This window comes from Streptomyces sp. NPDC048506 (assembly GCF_040651315.1).
In the GTDB taxonomy this organism is placed as follows: Bacteria; Actinomycetota; Actinomycetes; order Streptomycetales; family Streptomycetaceae; genus Streptomyces.
In genome coordinates this window covers 38,385-58,710 of record NZ_JBEZIX010000015.1, presented here as the reverse complement: position 1 = coordinate 58,710, position 20,326 = coordinate 38,385, and the positions used below count along the sequence as shown (strand labels likewise).

Here is a 20,326-nt window from a genome sequence, read left to right as displayed (position 1 = left end):
GACGGTTCGGTCGGCCACGTCAACTCTCCTTCGCGAGTCGCGGCAAGCAGGCCCGGGGCGCGAAGGAAGCGGTGACGGAGGGGCACACCGTGTGCCCGGATCCGCCGGCCTCCGTCGAGCCGCCGAGATCACCGCACGCCCCGTGGCGTACGGGCAGCGGCAGGTATTCGGACTCGCGGGCACGCCTCCCGCACGTACGAGTCGTACGTACCAGGCATCTACTGGCCGTCGCTTCCCGGGCCCGAATGCGGGCCCAGTGCGTATGACGGCGGTCGTTCCCGCTCACCGCTGCGGGGCAGTCCCGGACTCTCACCGGGTTCCCTCTTACGACACGCCCGCCTGGCTGACGGGGCGAACCAGCTGCCACGCCAGGGTAACCGCAACGGGAGCCGGCCCTACTTCCTGTGCTCCGCGGCGCCGTCACGCCGGGCGGTCCGCCACCGGATACGGCACGAACGTGCCGCTGTTCTGGTCGATCTTCAGAGGGCGACCGAGGGCCGGTGCAGCGCGCTGGGAGCCGTCGAAGCGTTCGCAGACGTGGCAGCCCATGCCGATGGGTGTGGCGGCGGAGGGACCGTCGAGGTCGAGGCCGTCGGAGCAGACGACGCGTGAGGCGTGGCGGATCTCGCAGCGGTGGGAGGTGCGTATGAAGTGCTCGACGGCGTCGGAGTCGCCGCCGAAGCCACCGCGAGCGTCCACCCTGGCAGCGCAGGACCGGACATCACGGCATGCCCTGTCGCGGACAACACGACGCAGACCGCGGCGAACACCGCGGCCCGGATATATCGCAGCGCAGCGGTGACAGGCATGGCACCGACATCATGACAAGGCGCCCCACCGGTTTCGGACAGGGGGTGGCCGAATGCCGACCATGGCCTGCGTAAAGCGTCACCTTCAGCCGCCGGCGGTGCTGACAAGAACGACCAGCCTGCGGTCGGCCGGCGACCGGGAACTGGCGACCCGGCCCATACGACTGACTGGGGCGGGCCCCATGGAGGGGTCGCGGGCCGGCGTCTCGGGAGGGCTGCTGCGGTGCGAGTGAAGCGAGGGGCGGAGACAGAAGCGGAGGCCGGCGGACCCGACGGCGACATAACAGGGTCGCGAGGGCCGGGCCCGGCTGTGACCGTCCTGCTGACGAGCGCGATGGCCTTCTCGATGATGCAGCTCTTCCTGATCGGGGCGCTCGGGCCGCGACTGATCGGCGAGCTGGGCATCTCGCGGACGGTGCTGGGGCTGACGACCACGGCCGGGTTCGGTGCGGCGGCTCTGCTGTCGCCGGTGGCGGGGCGGTTGGTTGACCGGGTCGGGCCGCGGCGCTGTCTGGTGGTGCTGTTGCTGCTCGCCGGGGTCTCGTTGACGTTGATCGGGGCCGCTCCGGGGGCGGGGATGCTGCTGGCCGCGGTGGCGCTCGGTGGTCTGCCGCAGGCCCTGGCCAATCCGGCGACCAACAAGGTGATCCTGGCCGTCGTTCCGGCCGAGCGGCGGGGTGGGGTCACCGGGCTCAAGCAGTCCGGAGTGCAGTTCGGCGCCTTCGTGGCGGGGCTGCCGCTGTCACTGCTGGCCGTGGGCGTGGGCTGGCGCGGTGCGGTGTGGACGGCGGCGGGCACGGCGGCATTGGCCGCGGGGTGGGCCGCTCTCGCACTGCCGCCCGACGCGCCGGCGACGGCTCCCGGCCAGCGCCCACCGTCCTCCTCGCGAGGTGTGACGAAACGGCTGGCGGTCTTCTCCTTGTTGCTCGGCTGCGGTATCGCCTCGGTCAATACGTACCTGGCGTTGTTCGGTTCGCAGCGGCTGGGCCTCTCCCCCACCACGGCCGCCGCACTCGTAGCCGTTCTCGGCGTCGCCGGCATAGGCGGGCGCGTGGGGTGGTCGCGTGCGGCGGGGCGGCCGGGGCGGGCCGAGGCGATGCCCGCGCTGCTGGCGGCCGGGGCGGTGGGCGCGGCGCTGCTCCTCGCCGCCGCGGTCCTGGCGCATCCGCTGGTGTGGGTGGCCGCGATCACCCTCGGATCGTTCGCGGTGTCGGCAAATGCGGTGTCCATGGTGCTGGTGATGCAACGGGCGGCTCCGGGGCGTGCCGGGCAGGATTCGGCGCTGGTCTCGGCGGGCTTCTTCGCCGGGTTCGCGGTGGGCCCGCCGTTGTTCGGTGCGTTGGTGTCGGCCTCCGGCTACGTACCGGGATGGCTCCTGGTGGCCGCCGAGTTCGTGGCGGCGGCGATGGTCGCCGTACCGCTGATGTCGCGCCGCCGCGGGGAGCCGGGATGAGCGTAATGAACACGCCGTCAGGAGAGGCGAGTTGGGCCGACCGGGCGCTGGCGTCCCTGTTGGCGCGGGTCTCGGTGACGGCGGACGAGGTCGGTCCGCGCTTCCCCCTGTACGCGGACCCGGACACCGGGTCCTGGACCACCACCGCTCGGGGTTCGTGGACCGGCGGCTTCTGGGCCGGACTGTTGTGGCTGCGTGCGCTGTCCTCGGGCGACCCGGACCACCGGAAGGCCGCGGCCGACTGCACGCAGCGGTTGCGGTACTGGGTCGAGCAGGACACGGCCACGCGCGGCCTGGTGTTCTGGTACGGCACCGCTTTGGCCGCCGGGCCAGGTGGCCACGAGGCGGCGGGCGAGCTGAGGGACGAGGCGGCGCGGGCCTGTCTGGCCGCGTACGACGCGGAGTTGGGGCTGGTGCCATGGGGCGATGCCTTCGGCGGGCCGCGGTTGCTGGCACGCGCGGACGGGGTGCCGGGGTTGGTACCTCTGCTGGCGCACGCGCCGGGCAGCGGGCCGGCCGCCGCGTACGGCCACCTCATCCGGCACCTCGAACTCTGCCTGTCCGAGGAGCCGCCACGGCCGGCATGGCAGGCCCGGCCGCCCGCCGCATGGACGGCGTACCCCGAGCCCGCGCCCGGCTGGAGCCGCACGGCGGCGTGGCTGTTGCTGGCGGTCGCCGACGCGCTGCACTGGCTCGGGGACGAGGACACCGGTCTGCGGAAGGCCGCAGCACACCTTGCCGCACTGCGCCTCGCGCCGGATGCGAGGCTGATCCCGCCGGCGCAGGACGCACATCCGCACGGCCCGGTCGATGCATCGGCCGCAGCGATCGAGGTGGTGGCGGCGTTGAAGCTGGCCGCGTTCGCGCGGGCCACGGGCGACGAGCCGGAGGGCGATCGGCTGGCGACCCGAGGGCGGCTGGTCCTGCGCCGCCTGACGGAAGCACACCTGTCCCCGACGGGAGTATTGCAGGACGGCTGCTACGACGCCGAGCGCGGCCTCGCCACCCGCCACGAGCTGGTCTGGGGAGACTTCTTCCTGGCGTGGGGGTTGGCGCTCCTCACCGGGCTGACGCAGCCGTTCACGATGTGACGTCGTACGCACGCAGGACCCGACGCGCCACCGCGGCGATGTGCAGCTCATCCGGGCCGTCGAGCAACCGCGCCGCGCGCCCCGTCCGGAAGAGCGCCGGCAGCGCGGTGTCCGGCCCGAGTCCGGCCGCGCCGTGCACCTGGATCGCGGCGTCGGCGACGTGTTGCAGCATCCGGGCCGCCGCGACCTTGGCGAGCCCGGTCTCCACCCTGGCGTCCTCGCCCGCGTCCAGACGGGCCACCGCCTCGTACACCAGCGGCCTGGTTGTACGTATGGCGAGCAAGGCGTCGAAGACCAGCTGCTGGACGAGCTGCCGGTCGGCCAGCGGGCCTGCGCTCTGGGCCCGCGAGCGTGCCCGTACGCACATCAAGTCGAAGGCGCGCTCGGCCTGTCCGAGCCAGCGCAGACAGCGCAGGATGCGGCCCAGACGCAGCCGTTCACCGGCGATGCGCAGCGCCGTGCCGCGCTCGCCGACCAGGTGATCCGCGGGCACGGTGACGCCGTCCAGCTCGATCTCCCACTGACCGCCCACCCCCAGAACCGGCAGTTCGCGCACCACCCGGAATCCCGGCGCGGACGTGGGGACCAGGAGCAGTGACAGGTCCGACGGGTCGTCTCCGGTCCGCGCCATGACAGTCACCAGGTCGGCTTCGCCCGCGCCCGTGATGAACCACTTGCGGCCGTGCACGGTCCACGTCCCCTCGGCTCCGGGCTCGGCGCGCGTCGACGTCAGGGTGGGGTCGGTGCCTGGTGTGTCGGGCTCGGTCATCGCGTAGCAGATGCGCAGCTCGCCCGCGGCGATGCGTCGCAGACAGCGCTCCTGGACGGGCGCGGTGGCGTGGCGGGCGAGCATCGACACGTCCAGCAGGGGCGCGGAGCCGAGGGCGGCGGGACCGTGGTCGCTGGCCCCTTCGGCCTCGGCCAGATGCGCGTACCGGGAGAGCGGCAGCCCCTGACCGCCCAGCTCAACGGGCAGCGGAAGCGCCCACAGCCCTGCGTCCTTCGCCTCCTTCTGGAGCCGACACAGCTCGGCGCGTGCGGCCGGTCCGCCCGCGTCGAGTACCGGCTCGGCAGGCATCACCCGCTCCCCTACCAACACCGCGACGCGCTCGCGCAACTCTGCGACGTCGGGCGGACAGCCCGGCAGTCCGAACCCGCCGCGGCCGAAGGCCGGCGCTGCACTCGGGATGCCCTGCACGCGCTCCAAGGGGGCCACCGCTTTCCTCCACATCCACCGGGAACTCGGTGAACCGACAGTCCGACTTGCTGGTGTGGAGTTGGTCGGCCCCGGTCGTCGTCCGGTTCCCGTACGTCCAGGTCCGTAGAAGACACCCAGGTCCGTACACGACACGCGGCGCGCGACCGGCCGCCGGAGAGGAATGCCGTGGGTCACACCACTGTCATCGGTACGCACCGGCCTCTGGAGGAGGTGACGGTAGAGGTCGCCGGCCCTGCCGCACTTACCGCGCCGACCCTTGCCCACCTGCGCTCGCTCGGCGCGAGGGCGACGGAGAGCTCGGTAACGTCGACGGGTCCCGCCCGTTTCGCCGCGGCGGGAAACGGGCCGGGCGAGGTCACCGCACACGCCGCCTGGGCGGATGTCCTGCCGGAGGCGGACGGCGCCGACGAGGCGACCGTCCAGGCGGCCGGCGGAGTGATGCATGTGCACGGCAGGCGCGACGGCGGGCCCCGGGGCCTCGCCGTCGATTACGCCGCCACCTGTGCGTCGGTCCTCACCGTGCAGGGGCTGCTCGCCGCGCTTCTCGGCCGGGCACGTGGTGGGGGTGAGGCCACAGAGATCACCACCGGGGCCGACCGGGCGGCGCTGCTGACGATCTCCCAGTACATCGCGGCCGCGAACGCGCCCGAGGCGGAGGCGGTGCCCTTGGCTCCCGGGGGCCCGCCGTTCACGGCCGCCTGCGGCACCCGCTTCGAGCTGGAGGCGCTGGAACCCGCCCCCTGGGCCCGCTTCTGGCGCGCACTCGGCGCCCCTGAGGAGGCGATACGCAGCGGCTGGCCGGCCTTCCAGTTCCGTTACGCCACCGCCTGCGCACCCATCCCCCAGGCCCTGCACCGAACGGCGAACGATGCCGCCTGGCCCCGAATACGTGAGGCCGCCGCCGCATCGGGGGCCGAGGTGTGCGCCCTGCGCGCACTGGCCGAACGGGCGGCGGAGGCGATCCCCGCCGCGCCATGGACCCTCACGCCGTACCCCGGGGAGGCCGGGCCCCCGTCCACAGCCCGCCCCCTCCCCGCCGACGCTCTCCCCCTCGCCGGCCTGACTGTTCTGGAAGCCGGCCGCCGCATCCAGGCCCCGCTCGCCGCCCACCTCCTCGGCCTGCTCGGCGCGGACGTCGTACGGATCGAACCACCTGGCGGGGATCCCTTGCGCGCAATGCCGCCCTGCACCTCTGGCGTCTCCGCCCGCTGGCTCGCCCTCAACCGGGGCAAGCAGGCCGTGGAGATCGACATCAAGTCCCCTGCCGGGCAGGCCGAGTTGCGTGAGCTGGCCGCCGACGCGGACGTCTTCCTGCACAACTGGGCACCGGGCAAGGCGGAACAGTGGGGGCTGGGCGCCGACCGTCTCGCCGCCGTCAACCCGCGCCTGGTGTACGCCTGCACCAGCGGCTGGGCGGGCCGCCTGCCCGACGCCCCGATGGGCACCGACTTCATGGTCCAGGCCCGTACCGGCGTCGGCGAAGCGGCCCGGCCGGCCGACGAGCCGCCCGCCCCCTCCCTGATGACCCTGATCGACGTACTCGGCGGACTGGTCGGCGCCGAGGCCGCACTGGCCGGCTTGTTGTCTCGGGAGCGCACCGGGCTCGGCGTACGGGTGGAGTCCTCGCTGCTCGGTGCTGCGGAGACGCTCACCGCGCCCGCGCTGCGACGGTCCGCTGCGGGCCGGGACCCGCGCCGCCCGGCCGGATTCCGCCGCCCACTGCCGACGGCCGACGGATGGGTGGCCCCGGCGGACGACTCCGCTTGTCGGGCAGGTGCCGACCCGGCACGGCTACGCGAGATGACGACGGACCAGGCGGTCGCCGCCCTGCGCGCACAGGGCCGGTCCGCCACCGCCGTCACCACCGACCTCGCCGCGCTGCCGCAGGACCCGCGCTGGCACGGCGCCTTCACCCGCGATGTGCACGGTTCCCTCGTCGTTCCCTCGCCCTGGAGGTTCGCATGACCGTCCAGTCCCCATCCCGGCTCTCCTCCCGGTTCCACGATCTGGTCCCCACGGCGCTGCGGCGTGCCTGGGCCGCCGAAGGCCACTGCCCCGACCTGGACCTGTACGCGCTGTTCCGCACACGACGCATGGCCGACCCGCATGCCATAGCCGTGATCGACGCACGCGGCCAGGTCAGCTACGCCGAGCTGGACCAGCAGGCACGCTGTCTGGCCGCCGGGCTCACCGAAGCGGGCGTCTGTCCCGGGGACATCGTGGGCGTCCAACTCCCCAACAGCGGAGAGGCGGTGGCAGCGGACCTCGCCGTGGCCGCACTCGGCGCGGTCGTCCTGCCCTTCCCGGTCGGACGGGGCGGGCGGGAAGCCCTGTCGCTGCTCGGCCGCTCCGGCGCCCGCGCGGTCATCGCCGCCATCGAGCACCGCGGCGTCGAGCACGCACGAGAGCTGGCCGAACTGTCCACCGCGTCCGGCGAACTCCCCGCCCTGCGCGCAGTGATCGCCGCCGGTCCCGGCCCGGTCCCCGACGGCTGCCTGTCACTGGCCGACCTCCTGCGCACCGACCCGTCCGCGTTCACGCCCGCGCGCCCCCACCCCGACACGGCGGCCCGGATCCTGGTCTCGTCCGGTTCCGAGGCCGAGCCCAAGATGGTGGCGTACTCGCACAACGCGCTCGCCGGCGGACGCGGCAACGCGTTCGCACCGTTGCTCGGTGACGGTACGCGGCCCCGCTGCCTGTTCCTGATCCCGCTCGCCTCGGCCTTCGGCAGCAACGGAACCGCCGTCACCCTCGCCCGGCACGGCGGATGCCTCGTGCTGCTGGACCGTTTCACGCCCGACGCGGCGCTGGAGGCGATCCGTGCCCACCGGCCCACCCACGTGCTGGGTGTGCCCACCATGGTGCGGATGATGCTCGACCGGCTTCCGGACGGAGCCGACGAGCCCACCGGGCCCACCGGGCCGACCGGGCCGACCGGGCCCACCGCCTTGGTGCTCGGCGGCTCGGCGCTCGACGCGGCCACCCGCGACGAGGCCCGCCGAGCCTTCGCATGCGCGGTGGTCAACCTCTACGGTTCCGCCGACGGCGTCAACTGCCACGGCGGCCTGACCAGCCTCAACGCCCCCGACAACGGCCCGGACAGCGGACCTGGCATCGCGGTGGGCCGACCCGATCCTCGCGTCTGTGAGATCCGCATCGCCCCGCTGCCCGGAGGCACCTCCGGCGACGCGGGCGAGATCATCGCGCGCGGCCCGATGACCCCGCTCTGCTACGTCGGCGCACCCGAGCTGAACATGCGTTACCGCACGGCCGACGGCTGGGTCCGTACCGGCGATCTCGGCATGCTGGACGCCGACGGCACCCTGCACGTCGTCGGCCGTCTGAAGGACATCGTCATCCGCGGCGGCGCGAACATCAGCCCCGCCGAGGTCGAAGGCGAGCTCTCCTCCCACCCGGACGTACGCGACGTACTGTGCGTCGGCATCCCCGATCCGCTCATGGGCGAACGGCTCGCGGCCTGCGTCGTACCAAGAACCGGACGGAGACCGGCACTTGAGAGCCTCTGTGCCCACCTGGACATCCGTGGCCTGGAACGCCGCAAACACCCGGAACGCTTGCTGCTGGTGACCGACGAACTGCCTCTCACCCCGGCGGGCAAGCCCGACCGCGCCGCCCTACGGAAGAGGGCGGCCGCCGAATTCCCCACCGAGCACGCACAGGCAGGCTGACGCCGCAAGGGGAGGGGCCGCACACAGCAGCCCCTCCCCTTGCCCTTACATCTACCCCCTGCCTACGCGAGCCGCCCCGGTCAGGAACCGGAAAACGCCTTCTCCATCTGCCCGGCGGCCTTGCGGTAGACCCCGAGCAGGTCGAGGTCCGCGCCGGGATAGTTGGCGATGTTCAGCTGCTTGGCGCCCGAGGCGGGCAGCACGATCCCGGTCGACATGTTCTCGTTGTCCAGCACGAACTTCGGCTTCTTCGCCGACAGTGCGGACAGCTGAGCCGGCGTGACCGCCTCCGGGCCGTACGTACCGACCACCTTCGCCCCCGCCAACTGCGCCGCCCACGTCGTGAACATCTGCGCCGCCACCGCCGGGGCCTTCCCACCGGGCCACGTGGCCTTCACCTGCTTGGCCAGAGAATCCCACTCCCCCGTGAACTCGGCGTTCCACCTGGCGGCGGCCTGCTCCGTCCCGAACGCCTTCCCCAGCTTCGTCACCTCGGCCCTGGTCTTCGCAGGGGTGTTGTCCAGGTTGACCTCGACCGCCTTCGCCTGGGAACCGGCCGCGTCCTTGATCCGTCCCGCGAACGGCTCGAACGAGGCGTACAGGACGTAGTCGGCTTCGGCGACCTTGGTCAGATCGGAGGGCTTCACGTCGTAGTCGGGCGCATGCTTGATCGAGGCGGGGACGATGGACGTGACGTTCTTGGCCCCGGCTGCCTTCGCCAGCGCCGCCTCCCAACTGGAGGTGGCGACCACAACAGGACCCGACGACTTGCCGGCCTTTTCTCCCTCTCCCTTTCCGGAGCTGGTGCCGTCACCACAGCCGGTCAGCAGGACAAGTCCCGCGCTCAGTGCAGTGACGGCGGCGACGGGACGGAGGGGGAAGCGGACGTACGCCATGACGATGTTCTCCGTTCGGGGATGAGGTGTGCGGCAAGGGCGACCGCCCCCGCAGCGAGGACGAGCACCGGACCGGGCGGCAGGTCCCAGGTCAGCGAGATCAGAAAGCCGACAACGTTCACGACGACGCCGATACCGATCGCCCAGAACGTGATCGACACCAGCGAACGCCCGAGGCGACGGGCGGCAAGCGCCGGAAGCAGGGTCAACGCGTCCACCAGTAACGCGCCCGTCAGACGAATGGCACCGGCCACCGCGACCGCCACCAGAACCAGCAGCACCACCGTCAGCCGCTGCACCGCCACACCGGAGCACCAGGCCAGCTCCCGGTCGTGCAAGAGCAGCGCCAGCTCGCGACGCCGCCAGACGAACAACCCCGGCACGGCCACCGCCAGCACGCCCAGCACCACCAGGTCGCTCGGGCGCACCGCCAGAATCGACCCCCACAGCAGCGCGAACGCCCCATTGGCATTCACCCCGGACAGCGCCAGCAGCAACAGCGCGGCAGCGATGGCCAGGCTCATCAACAGCCCCATGGCCCCCGACAGGCCGTCGGGCGTACGGGCCAGCGGAGCCACCCCGGCCCCCGCCAGCGCACACGCCCCCAGCGCACACACCACCGGGTCCAGGCCCACCAACTGCCCCACCGCGATGCCCAGCAGCGCCACATGCATCATCGCGAACCGCACCGGCATGATGTCCAGCCCGACGATCACCACACCGACGACCGGCAACCCAAAGGCGGCCAGCAGCAGCCCAACCCCCGCCCGCTGCACCGGCACCAACTGCAACAGGTCACCGACCTGCCCCCAGGCGCTCACGCCACCTCCCGCAGCCGGCCCGCCGCCATCTCCAGCGTCCGATCGCACCGCGCCGCCATCGCCCGGTCATGCGTCACGACGATCAGCGTCACCGGCAGCGAAGTGAGCACCTCGGCGGCCTCCTCCTGCCCCGCGAAGTCCAGCGCCGCGGTCGGCTCGTCCGCGAGCAGCACACCCGCCCCGGCCGCCACACACCCCACGGCCCGTGCCAGGTGCATCCGCTGCAACTGACCACCCGAGAGAGCGTCCACCGGCCGGTCCCCGAGATCCCCCACGCCCAGCCGTTCCGCCGCCTCCACCGCCGCCTCCGGAGCACCGCTACTGGCCAGCAACTCCTTAGCGAGCAGCGGGAAACGCCCGGCCGCCGGCCGCTGCGGAATCCACCCACACGCCCGCCGCCGCCAAGCCCACTCGGCGGCACTACGTGTACCGCGCCCACCGACCAGAATCTCCCCCTCGAACCGCTGGTGCAGCCCGAGCATCGCCCGCAGCAGCGTCGTCTTCCCCGACCCGTTCGTCCCGGTCAGCGCGACCCGCTCACCAGCGGCCACATCCAGATCGACCCCGCTCACGGCCTCCAGCCGGCCATGACGGCACACCACACCCCGCATCCGCACATCGAGCCCTGCCGCACAGCCCGCCTGCGGCGCCTCCAGGGACACCGATCCATCCTCGCTCCGCTCCACGCCCCACTAGTCGGCCCGGCCCCGCGCCGAGTTCCCGTGAAATGAGGCGTCCGGGCGGCAAGCACCCGATGCTGGGGAAACCCTCGACGCTTCGGGCACGCCTGCGGCGTGATGTTGCGCCGTGGCCTGCGGAGAGTGCCGGTGCGTTCCCAAAAGATGGAGAGGGTGTTCCGCGCATTTCGGCAACAACCGCTCTGGCCTGAGGCTTCGACGCTTTCCGCAGCCCACTTTTTGCCGACGCCGTCGACGAGGACGCGTCAGTGGTGGTGGCCGTGCCGGCCGAGGGTCTCCACGGGGGTCGCGCCGGGGCGGGTCCACTGCGGCACGGGGCGGCTGGTCGGGCCCCAGGTGGCGTTTCCGTCCGCGTCCGAGCGCCAGTACCAGCACGGGCGGCGGCCCTCGGGCCGGCCCTCGGGGTTGTCCTCCCACGCCTCGCCGCGGCCGTACGGCGTCATGTCGAGCAGGCCGAGGGACCCGTTGACCGGCTCGTTGCCACGGCCCGTCGTGGAGTAGGTGAGGAACGCGCGGTCGCCGTCGCGCAGGAAGCAGGTGAGGTAACCCATGTCGCCGCCGACCGGCGCGTCCACGTCGCGCACCGAGTACCAGGGCTGGGTGTAGCCCATGAACTCGGCGTAGGAGGCCACCTCGTCCCAACGTCCCGTGGTCAGGATGGCGAACGAGACGCCGCGGGCGTTGGGGTAGACGGCGTCCTTCAGGTGCCAGGCCGTGGTGGTGCAGCCCTCGCACTGCCCTTGGTGCGGCGCGCCGTCGTACCACATGTGCTTGTAGACCACGAGCTCGTCGCGGCCCTGGAACAGGTCCAGGAACGGGACCGGGCCGTCGGGTCCGACGACCTCGACCGTCCCGTCGAGCTCCACCATCGGCAGCCGGCGGCGGGCCGCGGCGAGGGCGTCGCCCTCGCGGGTGTGGGCCTTCTCGCGGAGCAGGAGCTCGTCACGGGCGGTCTGCCAGGTGGCCAGGTCAACGACGGGCGGGCGGCCGGGCGGCGTGGTGGTCGGGTCGTTCGGCATGGTCGTCATGGTGTCCTCCGTGGTGTCTCGTGCCGGGCAGCGTCGTGCGATGTCCTGCGACAGTCACCAGAACAGACTCGCGCCCCGGCCGGAACTCATCGCGCCGTCGGATCTACCGGACAGGGGTTACGTGATGGGTCGGTATTGGAAGAGGTAGGCGTCGGCGGGGCGGGTGTAGGCGATGCCGCGGCCACGTCGGTGCAGTTCCTCGCGCATGGGGTGGGGTGGCCGTCGGGGCTGGAGGTAGCGGTCGAGGCGGTGGGCGACCAGGCGGTGGCGCCCTCGGTCGTTGTGGAGGGCGGCGGTGAGGCGGTAGCCAGGGGCGAGTGCGGCCAGGCCGGCGTCGGCGTGACTGTTGTTGGCCAGGAGCCACCCCCCGGGGCGCAAGCAGCGGGTGGCGTGTTCGGAGACGGGGCCCGCATAGAGGGAGATGACCAGGTCCCAGCCGTCGGCCGGCAGGGCGGCGAGGGTGTGGGCGTAGTCGCCGGGGAGGAAGGTGATCCGTGGGTCTTGGGGAAATCGCCTGCGGTGCACGGCCAGTTGACGGGCGTGGTCCGGGTCGGCGAAGGCCCGGCGGGCGCGCGGGTCGGCGTCGAGGTAGGTGACGTCGGGCCAGACGAAGGAGGGAGCGAGGTCCAGGTAGCTGCCGGGGTAGAGGACGCGCTGGGCGCCGGTGTGGGCGGCGACGGCCTCGTACATCGCGGTGCGGTCGCCGATGTGGTCGATGTAGTCGGTGAAGGCCGCGGTGATGGGGAGGGTGGGGCGGGGCATGGGTGGCTCCGGATCTCGGTCGGTCAGTGCAGGCCGGCGAAGTGGATGGCGCCGGCGGCTGCGGCGCCGGCCGCCGCGGCCTCGACGGCGCCCTGTTCCCACTGGGTGGTCAGGTCTCCGGCGGCGTAGAGCCCGGGGACGCTGGTCCGGCGGGTGTCGTCGACGGTGACGAAGCCGTCGTCGTCCCGTACGAGCCCGAGTCTCCTGGCCAGGCGGCGGACGAGCGGGACCTGTTCCTGGGGCGGGGACCACAGCAGGGTCTGCCGTGCGATGCGGGTGCCGTCGGCGAGTTCCACGGTGTGCAGGTCGCCGTTGTGGTGGTGCAGCCGGGCGATGTCCCCCTGGACCAGGTCGCTGCCCGCCTCCTGGAGGGTGCGGCGCACCTGGTCGGCACGGTCCATGTCGAGCGGCGCGATGGCGATCACGTCGCCGGACCAGGCGCGGAACGCGGTGCCCGCCATGGCGGCGTAGTCGGGGTCATCGGCGATCACGGCCCAGCGGCGGTCGGCGTTCTCCCAGCCGATGCAGAACGGGCAGTGGATGACGGTTCGGCCCCAGCACTCCTCGAAGCCCTCGACGCCCTCGGGGTGCAGGTCGCGGACTCCGGTGGCCAGCAGCACGGTGCGCGCCCAGGCGGCGGTCCCGTCCGCCAGGTGCACCCGGAAGCCGCCCTCGGGGAGCGGAACGACGTCGTCGGCGGTGGTGCGGCGCAGCTCGGCGAGGCCGTAGTGGTCCAGCTCCCGCCACACCCGGTCCCGCACCTCGGCGGAGGTCGCGCCGTCCAGGCCGATCATGCCGTGGACGCCGCGGGACGCCTGGTTCCGGGGCGGGTGCGGGGATTCCACGACCAGGGACCGGTGGCGGTAGCGGGTGAGGGCCTGGGCCGCGGTGAGTCCGGCGGGGCCGCCGCCGATGATCACGGTGTCGTACTCGGGGGTGCTCATCACAGCCTCCTGGGGCGCTTTACGGAATGAATGACCGTCGGTCATACTACTGACCAACGGTCATTCGCGCAGTTCTCTTCCCACGGAGGCCCCCTGTGAACAGCGGCACACTCACCAGCAGCCCCTCCCACGACGGCCACACCGACTGGGACGCCGTCTACAAAGGCGACGGCAGCGACACCATGGCGCCCGACCCGTTGCTACTGGCACGGACTGAGGAGCCGGCCCCCGGCAGAGCCCTGGATCTGGGCTGTGGAGCGGGCGGCAACGCCCTGGCGCTCGCCGAGCGCGGCTGGCGGGTGACCGGCGTCGACATCGCACCCCGCGCGATCGCCGGTGCCCGCGCCAGTGCCTGCCGGCGCGGCCTGGATCTCGAACTCCTCGTCGGCGACAGCGCCACCTGGCAGCCCGACGGCACCTATGACCTGGTGCTCAGCTCCTACGCCCTGCCGCCGCGCGGCCCGGCTCGCACCGCCACCCTGGCCACCGCGGTCGCCGCCGTGGCGCCCGGCGGCATCCTGGTCATCGGCGAATGGGACGAGGACAGCTGCACGTGGGGAGCCCCCGGCGAGCTGGCCACCCTGGACGAACTCCGCGGCCACCTGGCGGACCTGGAACTGCTGCGCGCCGAGCGACTGCGGGTTCCGCTGCATCAGCATCCGGGATACGAGCACGCAGAGGGCTCTCGCGACGAGGGACACGGCACGGACGCCGCGGTGCTTGTATGGGCCCGCAGGCCGCATGGCATCCTCGGTGAGGACAGCTGACCGGACGCCGGTCACCGCCCTGCCAGGAGAACCCCGTGCCCGCCAAGACCGCGCCCACCGGCCGCTTCCAGCCGCCCGACGTCCGCCGCCGCCAGATCCTCGATGCGGTGGCCGCCCTGCTGCTGGAGGACGGCTACGAGGCGCTGACGATCAGCAAGGTCGCCGCGCGGGCCGGGGTCGCCAAGGGCACCGTCTACCTCTACTTCGCCTCCAAGCAGGAGCTGCTGACGGCGTTGCAGGCGGAGATGTGGGAGCGGATGGCCGAGCGGCCCGCGCGACTGCTGGAGCAGCCGGGCCTGAGCTGGGCCGAGCGTCTGGACGGCCTGGTCGCCGCCTGGGTCGCCGCCGAGCGCGACCATCACGAGCTGTATCACCTGCTCTTCCATGAGCTGGGCGCGGGCGGCGAGGAGCCCACGGGTGCCGCGCGCGACGTCCTGGTGACCATCCTCACCGAGGGCACCAAGGCCGGTGAATTCGACGTGAGTGAAGTGGAGTTGACCGCGGACTTCCTCACCCATGCCTATGCCGGGCCCTGCCACCACGGCTCCTCCGACGATGTCACCGTGGCAGTCCAGGCGCTGTTCCACAGGGTCGTCGCCGCGCAGGCACCGTAGGAGGCCGTCAGTCCTGGCCGCCGGTGCAGATCCCGTTCTCCCAGGCCCAGGCGGCGATCTCGACCCGGTTGCGGGCGGCTAGCTTGCGCTGGACGTTGCCGAGGTGGGTCTTGACCGTGGACAGGGTGACGTAGAGCTCGGCGGCCAGTTCCTCGTTGGTACGTCCGCGCGCGACAAGGCGTACGACGTCGAGTTCACGCTGGGTCAGCGGCTCTACCGGCCCGTCCGGCCCGCGCGTTCCCGCAGGGACCGGACGGTCCTCAGAGGTGGCCGGCCGGCTGCGATGCGGCGCCATGTGCGCGAGCAGGCGGACGGTCACCGAAGGGGAGATCAGCGAATTCCCCGCGGCCGCGGCGCGCACCGCTTCGGTGAGCAGGCCGGGAGCTCCGTCCTTGAGCAGGAAGCCGCAGGCACCGTTGCGGAGGGCACTGTAGACGTATTCGTCGAGGTCGAAGGTCGTGGCGATGAGGACGTTCATGGGGTGTCGGACATCCGGCCCGGCAAGGAGGCGAGTGGCTTCCAGGCCGTCCAGCTCGGGCATGCGGATGTCCAGGAGGCAGACGTCGGGCCGTAGCCGCCGGGCTTGCTCGACAGCCGTGGCCCCGTCCGCCGCCTCGGCGACGACCTGAATGTCGGGCTGGGAGTCGAGGATCATGCGGAACGCGGCACGAACCATCTCCTGGTCGTCGGCGATGAGCACCCGGATCGTCATGCCGGACATGATCGCAGGAGGTGCGCCGGCCATCAGCCGGAGGAGGAGTCGGGGTCCAGGGGAAGGACCGCCAGGACACGCCAGCCGCTGCCGTCCTGCGACTCGGCGGTGATGCGCCCGCCGAGCCTCTCGACCCGCTCGGCGAGACCGATCAGGCCGTAGCCACGCCCGTCCGCCCGCTCACCGGCGGTCGGAGTGCCACCCCGCCCGTCGTCGGTCACCGAGGCCTCCAGCCGGTCCGGGGCGCCGGGCCGCACCGCGACCCGCACCTCGACCCGGCTGGCACCGGCCGCGTGCTTGCGGACGTTGGTCAGTGCCTCCTGCACCACGCGGTGAACCGCGGTGGTGGTCTCGGGCGGGAGTCGGCGGTCGGCGAGCTGCGGATCGAGGGTCAGGGCCGCGGGCGGTCCCGCCGCGGAGAACTCCCGCGTGAGGTCGCGCAGACCGCCCAGGCCGCCTGCGGGAAGGGTCGCGGCGGGTGCGGTGGTGTCCCGCAGGTCGGAGACCATGGCGCGCATCGACCCCATCGCCTGGGATCCGGCCCGCTCGATCTGGGCGAGCATCCGGTCCAGGTCCTCCGGGGACTGGGAGTGGCCGGCCGCGGCCGCGAAGCGCGCGGCCTTGGTCCGGGTGACGATCGCCGTGACGTGGTGTGCCACGAAGTCGTGCAACTCCCGTGCGTGCTCCAGGCGCTGGGCCTGCCGGACGGCCTCGCGTTCCCGTTCGCGCAACGTGTCCCACAGGCGCAGACACCAGCCGAGCACCACCATGAACGGCACCGCGACCACAGCGATCAGGGTGATCAGGTCCTTGAGATGGTGGTCCCACTCGGCAATCCGCAACGGCAGCAGGACGGCGGCGAGAGCCGGTCCCGCGGCCAGTGCGACCGCCTTCAGCGGACGGTGGCGCCGCACGGCGCGGGTGATCAGCAGCAGCAGCGCGCACAGCTCCACCATGCCCGGGGTGTTCTCAGGACGGTGGGGCAGCTGCGTCTCCACCACGGTCAGGGTGCACGAGGCGGCCGTGGCGAGTGCGACCTGCCGTGCGAACAGGCGTTCCGGCACGACCAGGGCGGCCAGGCACAGCACCCCGGAGGCTGCCGTCGCCGCAGCCACCGGCAGGTACGGCGCGTTCAACCCCTCCAGCACCACGAGGACGACCAGGGCAGCGCCGACGAGGCACAAGAGGGCTTGCTGGGTACCGGAACGGGCCCGGAGCGCGGAGATCATGGCAGGTCACGCTACGGCAGCACGCCCGCACGCCACCTCGGCCTTTCGGCCGAGGGAGGCAGCGGCCGCTTCGGCATTCCGGTGGATCCGCCGCACCCCCGCCGCACCGAAGGATCGACCTCCAGGGACGCCCCGGTGCCCGCCGGCCTCGCCCCTCCCCCGCCCTTCGACCCAGCCGCCTTTCCACGAGCAGTCATCCAGGAGCGATGCGATGAATCAGAGGACGGACGCCCTGTCGTCCCCCGAGAGGCCGGGCGCGGTGGTCGCCGCCGCCGACGGTCTGACCAAGGTCTACGGCGAGGGCGAGACCCGCGTCATGGCGCTGGCCGGGGTGTCGGCCCGTTTCCTGCGCGGCGAGTTCACCGCGATCATGGGGCCCTCCGGATCCGGCAAGTCCACGTTCATGCACTGCCTGGCCGGACTGGACACGCCCACGTCCGGTACGGCGCGCATCGGCGACACCGACCTGGGCTCGCTGAACGACGTCCAGCTGACCAGGGTCCGGCGCGAGCGCATCGGCTTCGTCTTCCAGGCGTTCAACCTGCTGCCCACCCTCACCGCCTGGGAGAACATCACCCTGCCGGGCGACCTGGCCGGGCGCACCCCCGACCAGGAGTGGCTGACGGACCTGATCAACATCCTGGGGCTGGCGGACCGCCTCGGTCACCGCCCCGCCCAGCTGTCCGGCGGCCAGCAGCAGCGGGTCGCCTGTGCCAGGGCCCTGGCCACCCGGCCGGCGATCGTCTTCGCCGATGAGCCCACCGGCAACCTCGACTCCCGGGCGGGAGCCGAGATCCTGTCGTTCCTGCGCTCCTCCGCAAAGGAGTTGGGCCAGACGATCGTGATGGTCACCCACGACCCGGTGGCCGCGGCGCACGCCGACCGTGCCCTCTTTCTGGCCGACGGAAGCCTCGTCCACGAGATGCCGGACCCGACCGCGGCCGGGGTGCTGGAGCAGATGAAGGCTTTCGACGTCTCGCAGCGGGTCGGCCGACCGTGACGACCCACCGACCGATCCCCTCCAGAAGGCCGTCGATGTTCCGCGCCGCTGTTCGCACCCTGCGCTCCCACCGCCTCCGTTTCGCGATGCCCGCTCTCGCCGTGCTGTTGGGCGTGGCGTTCGTGACCGGGTCGCTGATCTACAGCGAGTCCGTCAGCACGGCCGTGGCTCGTGCACGGGCCAACTCCCAACCCGATGTCTCCGTTGAGATCAAACCGGACCGCTCTGGCCCTTCGCGGCCCGCGGACTCCTCCGGCGGTGCTCCCCGTCTCGACGACACGCTGCTGCGGCGGCTGGGCGCGCTGCCCGGGGCGGCCGCGGCCCGCGGCACTGTGGAGGGCCGCGCCTTCCTCGCCGGCTCCGACGGCACCCTGGTCGGCGATCTGAACCAGGCCGCGGGCATCAATTACGTCACCGACCGTACGGGCAAGGACCCCCGTTACCCGCTCACGGCCGGCCGCGGCCCCCGTGCCGCCGGAGAGGTCGCCGTCGAGAAGCAGGCCGCCGAGCGGGCCGGGCGCCGGGTGGGTGACCGGGTGCGCATCGTTGTCAACGGCACCGCCCGGAGCGCCCGGTTGGTGGGCGTCTTCACCGCCCAGGACAGCCGCTCGGCGGCCGGCGGCACGCTCATCGCCTTCGACACCCGCACCGCGCAGAAGCAGTTCGCCGCCGCCCCGGGCAGTTACACGGCGATCACCCTGGCCGCGGCCGACGGCACGCCGGAGACCCAACTCGCCGCACAGGCCCAGGAGTTGCTACCCTCCGGACTGCGGGCCGTGACACGAGCGGACCTGGACGCCGAAGCAGCGGCCTTCACCGCCGACGATCAGAAGCTCACCGGACTGCTGTTGAGCTTCGCCGGCATCGCACTGTTCGTCTCCACCCTCCTGGTCGCCAACACCTTCACCATGCTCAGTGCGGCCCGCGCCCGCGAACATGCCCTGCTGCGCGCGGTCGGCGCCACCAGGAAGTACGTGATGCGGCTGGTCCTGGCCGAAGCCGCCCTCGTCGGAACGGTCGCCTCGGTGGCGGGCTATGTGCTGGGCATCGGGGTCGCGGCGCTGCTGAGCAGGCTGTTCGGGGTCACCGGAGGGCCGAGTGCCCCGTTGCACATCTTCTCCGTCACACCGCTCATCGCGGCGTTCGCGGTCGGCATCGGCGTCACCGTACTGTCCGCGTACCTGCCGGCCCGTCGGGCGGCGGCCGTACCGCCCGTGGCGGCGCTGCGTACCAGCGAGCCCCCCACCGCGGCCTCGCTGCGCCGCCGCAACGCCATCGGCCTGGCCGCCACCGCGTTCGGCGCCCTGCTGGTCGCTGCCGCCGTCGGCAGCCAGAACCTGCTCTTCTGCGCCGTACCCGTCCTCCTGATCGGGCTGATCGTCCTCACCCCGCTGCTCGCTCTCGGCGTCACTGGGCTGATGCGCTCCCCGCTGACCCGGCTGGCGGGCATCCGCGGCAAGCTCGCCGTGGAGAACGCCCGCCGCAACCCACGGCGGACGGCGGCCACCGCGACCGCCCTCATGGTCGGTCTCGCGGTGATCACCGCGGTCACCGTGGTCGTCTCCTCGGTGAACCGCATGGATGAGCAGGACGCCGACCGCTCCATGACCTCGGACCTGCGCATCACGGCCGTCGACTTCGCCGAGATCGGCGACGACACCGCCGCCCGCGTGGCACGGCTCCCGGACACCGAGGCCGCCACCCCGGTCATCCACACCTACGTCGACGTCGCCGGCGGCAACTCCCTGCCGGCGAACGCCGTCAACCCCGCGACGGTGCAACGCCTGGCAGCAGTCACCGTCCGAAAGGGCTCGCTGGACCAGCTCGACCACGGCATCGCCGTCACCGAACAGACGGCCACCGACCAGGGCTGGCGGCTCGGCTCCCGCGTCACCGCGACGCTCAACGACTCGGGCACGAAGACCACCCTGCCCGTCGTGGCGATCTACGACGGCACGGACGCCCTGGCTCCCGTCCTCCTCTCCGACAGGACGCTGCCGCCCACCGCCGACACAGAGCACCGGCCACGTGTCGAATCCGTCCTGGTCGACGCCGCCCACGGCCGCACGGCCGCGCTCCGGCAGGAGATCCGGCGCACCCTGGACAACCCCGCGCTCCTCGTACAGGACCGCACCGACGCAAGGGCGGCAGCCGCTGCCAGGACCGGCCCGTTCCTGAACATCATGTACGCCATGCTCAGCGTCACCGTGCTGATCGGGGCCCTCGGCGTGGTCAACACCATGGGCATGGCCGTCTTCGAACGCGTCCGGGAGATCGGCGTACTACGGGCCCTCGGTCTGGACCGCCGAGGCATCGGCTCCGTCCTGCGGCTCGAATCGGTCACCATCTCCCTCCTCGGCTCCGCACTGGGCCTCGTCGCCGGCAGCGCGATCGGCGCGGCGGCCGTCCTCGGCCAGGAAAGCGTCCCCCTCGTCATCCCGTGGGGCCGTACGGTCCTCTTCTTCCTCGCCACCGCCGCGATCGGCGTCCTCGCCTCCCTCTGGCCGGGGCGCCGGGCCGCGAGGATCCCTATGCTGAAGGCCATCACCACAGACACCGAATGACGGAGGGGGCCCGTCGGCGCTGCTCTCCCA

General features: G+C 72.6%; 17 protein-coding genes, 1 pseudogene and 1 riboswitch. Of the genes and pseudogenes, 8 read left to right on the top strand and 10 right to left on the bottom strand.

Annotated features, from left to right (window positions below; genetic code table 11):
- Positions 1-158: 158 nt before the first annotated feature.
- Positions 159-340: riboswitch (cobalamin riboswitch) on the bottom strand.
- An 80-nt stretch (positions 341-420) separates the two neighbouring features.
- Positions 421-630, bottom strand: a pseudogene (locus AB0C96_RS14540) (short-chain fatty acyl-CoA regulator family protein); the annotation flags it as partial.
- A 489-nt stretch (positions 631-1,119) separates the two neighbouring features.
- On the opposite strand from AB0C96_RS14540, the gene AB0C96_RS14535 reads away from it, so the two are divergent.
- Both AB0C96_RS14535 and AB0C96_RS14530 read left to right on the top strand, forming a co-directional pair.
- A complete protein-coding gene (locus AB0C96_RS14535) occupies positions 1,120-2,262 on the top strand; it encodes an MFS transporter (RefSeq protein ID WP_362917219.1) in 1,143 nt (380 codons plus the stop codon).
- A complete protein-coding gene (locus AB0C96_RS14530) occupies positions 2,259-3,353 on the top strand; it encodes a sugar ABC transporter permease (protein ID WP_362917217.1) in 1,095 nt (364 codons plus the stop codon). The genes AB0C96_RS14535 and AB0C96_RS14530 overlap by 4 nt, the downstream gene beginning before the upstream one ends.
- Here the strand turns inward: AB0C96_RS14530 and AB0C96_RS14525 are convergent.
- Positions 3,343-4,470, bottom strand: coding sequence for an acyl-CoA dehydrogenase family protein (locus tag AB0C96_RS14525; RefSeq protein ID WP_362917405.1), 1,128 nt, complete (start codon positions 4,468-4,470; stop codon positions 3,343-3,345). The genes AB0C96_RS14530 and AB0C96_RS14525 overlap by 11 nt on opposite strands.
- A 267-nt stretch (positions 4,471-4,737) precedes the next feature.
- On the opposite strand from AB0C96_RS14525, the gene AB0C96_RS14520 reads away from it, so the two are divergent.
- Both AB0C96_RS14520 and AB0C96_RS14515 read left to right on the top strand, forming a co-directional pair.
- On the top strand, positions 4,738-6,537 hold the full coding sequence (locus tag AB0C96_RS14520) for a CoA transferase (protein ID WP_362917215.1): 1,800 nt from the start codon (positions 4,738-4,740) through the stop codon (positions 6,535-6,537).
- Positions 6,534-8,261, top strand: coding sequence for a class I adenylate-forming enzyme family protein (locus AB0C96_RS14515; RefSeq protein ID WP_362917213.1), 1,728 nt, complete (start codon positions 6,534-6,536; stop codon positions 8,259-8,261). Before AB0C96_RS14520 ends, AB0C96_RS14515 begins: the two co-directional genes overlap by 4 nt.
- 80 nt (positions 8,262-8,341) lie before the next feature.
- Here the strand turns inward: AB0C96_RS14515 and AB0C96_RS14510 are convergent, their stop codons facing one another.
- From AB0C96_RS14510 to AB0C96_RS14485, 6 genes are all read right to left on the bottom strand, one after another.
- Positions 8,342-9,157: an ABC transporter substrate-binding protein gene (locus AB0C96_RS14510; protein ID WP_362917211.1), complete on the bottom strand. Its 816-nt coding sequence runs from the start codon at positions 9,155-9,157 to the stop codon at positions 8,342-8,344.
- On the bottom strand, positions 9,106-9,978 hold the full coding sequence (locus AB0C96_RS14505; protein ID WP_362917209.1) for a metal ABC transporter permease: 873 nt from the start codon (positions 9,976-9,978) through the stop codon (positions 9,106-9,108). The genes AB0C96_RS14510 and AB0C96_RS14505 overlap by 52 nt, the downstream gene beginning before the upstream one ends.
- Positions 9,975-10,589 (bottom strand): ABC transporter ATP-binding protein, encoded by a 615-nt coding sequence (locus AB0C96_RS14500; protein WP_362917403.1) that lies wholly within the window; start codon positions 10,587-10,589, stop codon positions 9,975-9,977. The genes AB0C96_RS14505 and AB0C96_RS14500 overlap by 4 nt, the downstream gene beginning before the upstream one ends.
- Before the next feature lie 332 nt (positions 10,590-10,921).
- Positions 10,922-11,704, bottom strand: a complete 783-nt coding sequence (locus tag AB0C96_RS14495) for a DUF899 family protein (protein WP_362917207.1) — start codon at positions 11,702-11,704, stop codon at positions 10,922-10,924.
- A gap of 117 nt (positions 11,705-11,821) precedes the next feature.
- Complete coding sequence (locus tag AB0C96_RS14490; protein ID WP_362917205.1) at positions 11,822-12,466, bottom strand: hypothetical protein; 645 nt, start codon at positions 12,464-12,466, stop codon at positions 11,822-11,824.
- Positions 12,467-12,489: 23 nt separating this feature from the next.
- On the bottom strand, positions 12,490-13,410 hold the full coding sequence (locus AB0C96_RS14485; RefSeq protein ID WP_362917203.1) for an NAD(P)/FAD-dependent oxidoreductase: 921 nt from the start codon (positions 13,408-13,410) through the stop codon (positions 12,490-12,492).
- Between the two features lie 95 nt (positions 13,411-13,505).
- Between AB0C96_RS14485 and AB0C96_RS14480 the strand changes: the two genes are divergently transcribed.
- Positions 13,506-14,177 (top strand): class I SAM-dependent methyltransferase, encoded by a 672-nt coding sequence (locus AB0C96_RS14480; RefSeq protein ID WP_362917201.1) that lies wholly within the window; start codon positions 13,506-13,508, stop codon positions 14,175-14,177.
- Between the two features lie 35 nt (positions 14,178-14,212).
- A complete protein-coding gene (locus tag AB0C96_RS14475; RefSeq protein WP_362917199.1) occupies positions 14,213-14,791 on the top strand; it encodes a TetR/AcrR family transcriptional regulator in 579 nt (192 codons plus the stop codon).
- 7 nt (positions 14,792-14,798) lie between these two features.
- Here AB0C96_RS14475 and AB0C96_RS14470 read toward each other — a convergent pair whose 3' ends face one another.
- Both AB0C96_RS14470 and AB0C96_RS14465 read right to left on the bottom strand, forming a co-directional pair.
- On the bottom strand, positions 14,799-15,503 hold the full coding sequence (locus AB0C96_RS14470; RefSeq protein ID WP_362917197.1) for a response regulator transcription factor: 705 nt from the start codon (positions 15,501-15,503) through the stop codon (positions 14,799-14,801).
- Between the two features lie 32 nt (positions 15,504-15,535).
- A complete protein-coding gene (locus AB0C96_RS14465; RefSeq protein ID WP_362917195.1) occupies positions 15,536-16,732 on the bottom strand; it encodes an ATP-binding protein in 1,197 nt (398 codons plus the stop codon).
- A gap of 211 nt (positions 16,733-16,943) precedes the next feature.
- Here AB0C96_RS14465 and AB0C96_RS14460 point away from each other — a divergent pair, with 211 nt between their 5' ends.
- Positions 16,944-17,732 (top strand): ABC transporter ATP-binding protein, encoded by a 789-nt coding sequence (locus AB0C96_RS14460; protein ID WP_362917193.1) that lies wholly within the window; start codon positions 16,944-16,946, stop codon positions 17,730-17,732.
- 35 nt (positions 17,733-17,767) lie between these two features.
- A complete protein-coding gene (locus AB0C96_RS14455; protein ID WP_362917191.1) occupies positions 17,768-20,296 on the top strand; it encodes an ABC transporter permease in 2,529 nt (842 codons plus the stop codon).
- Positions 20,297-20,326: the final 30 nt, after the last annotated feature.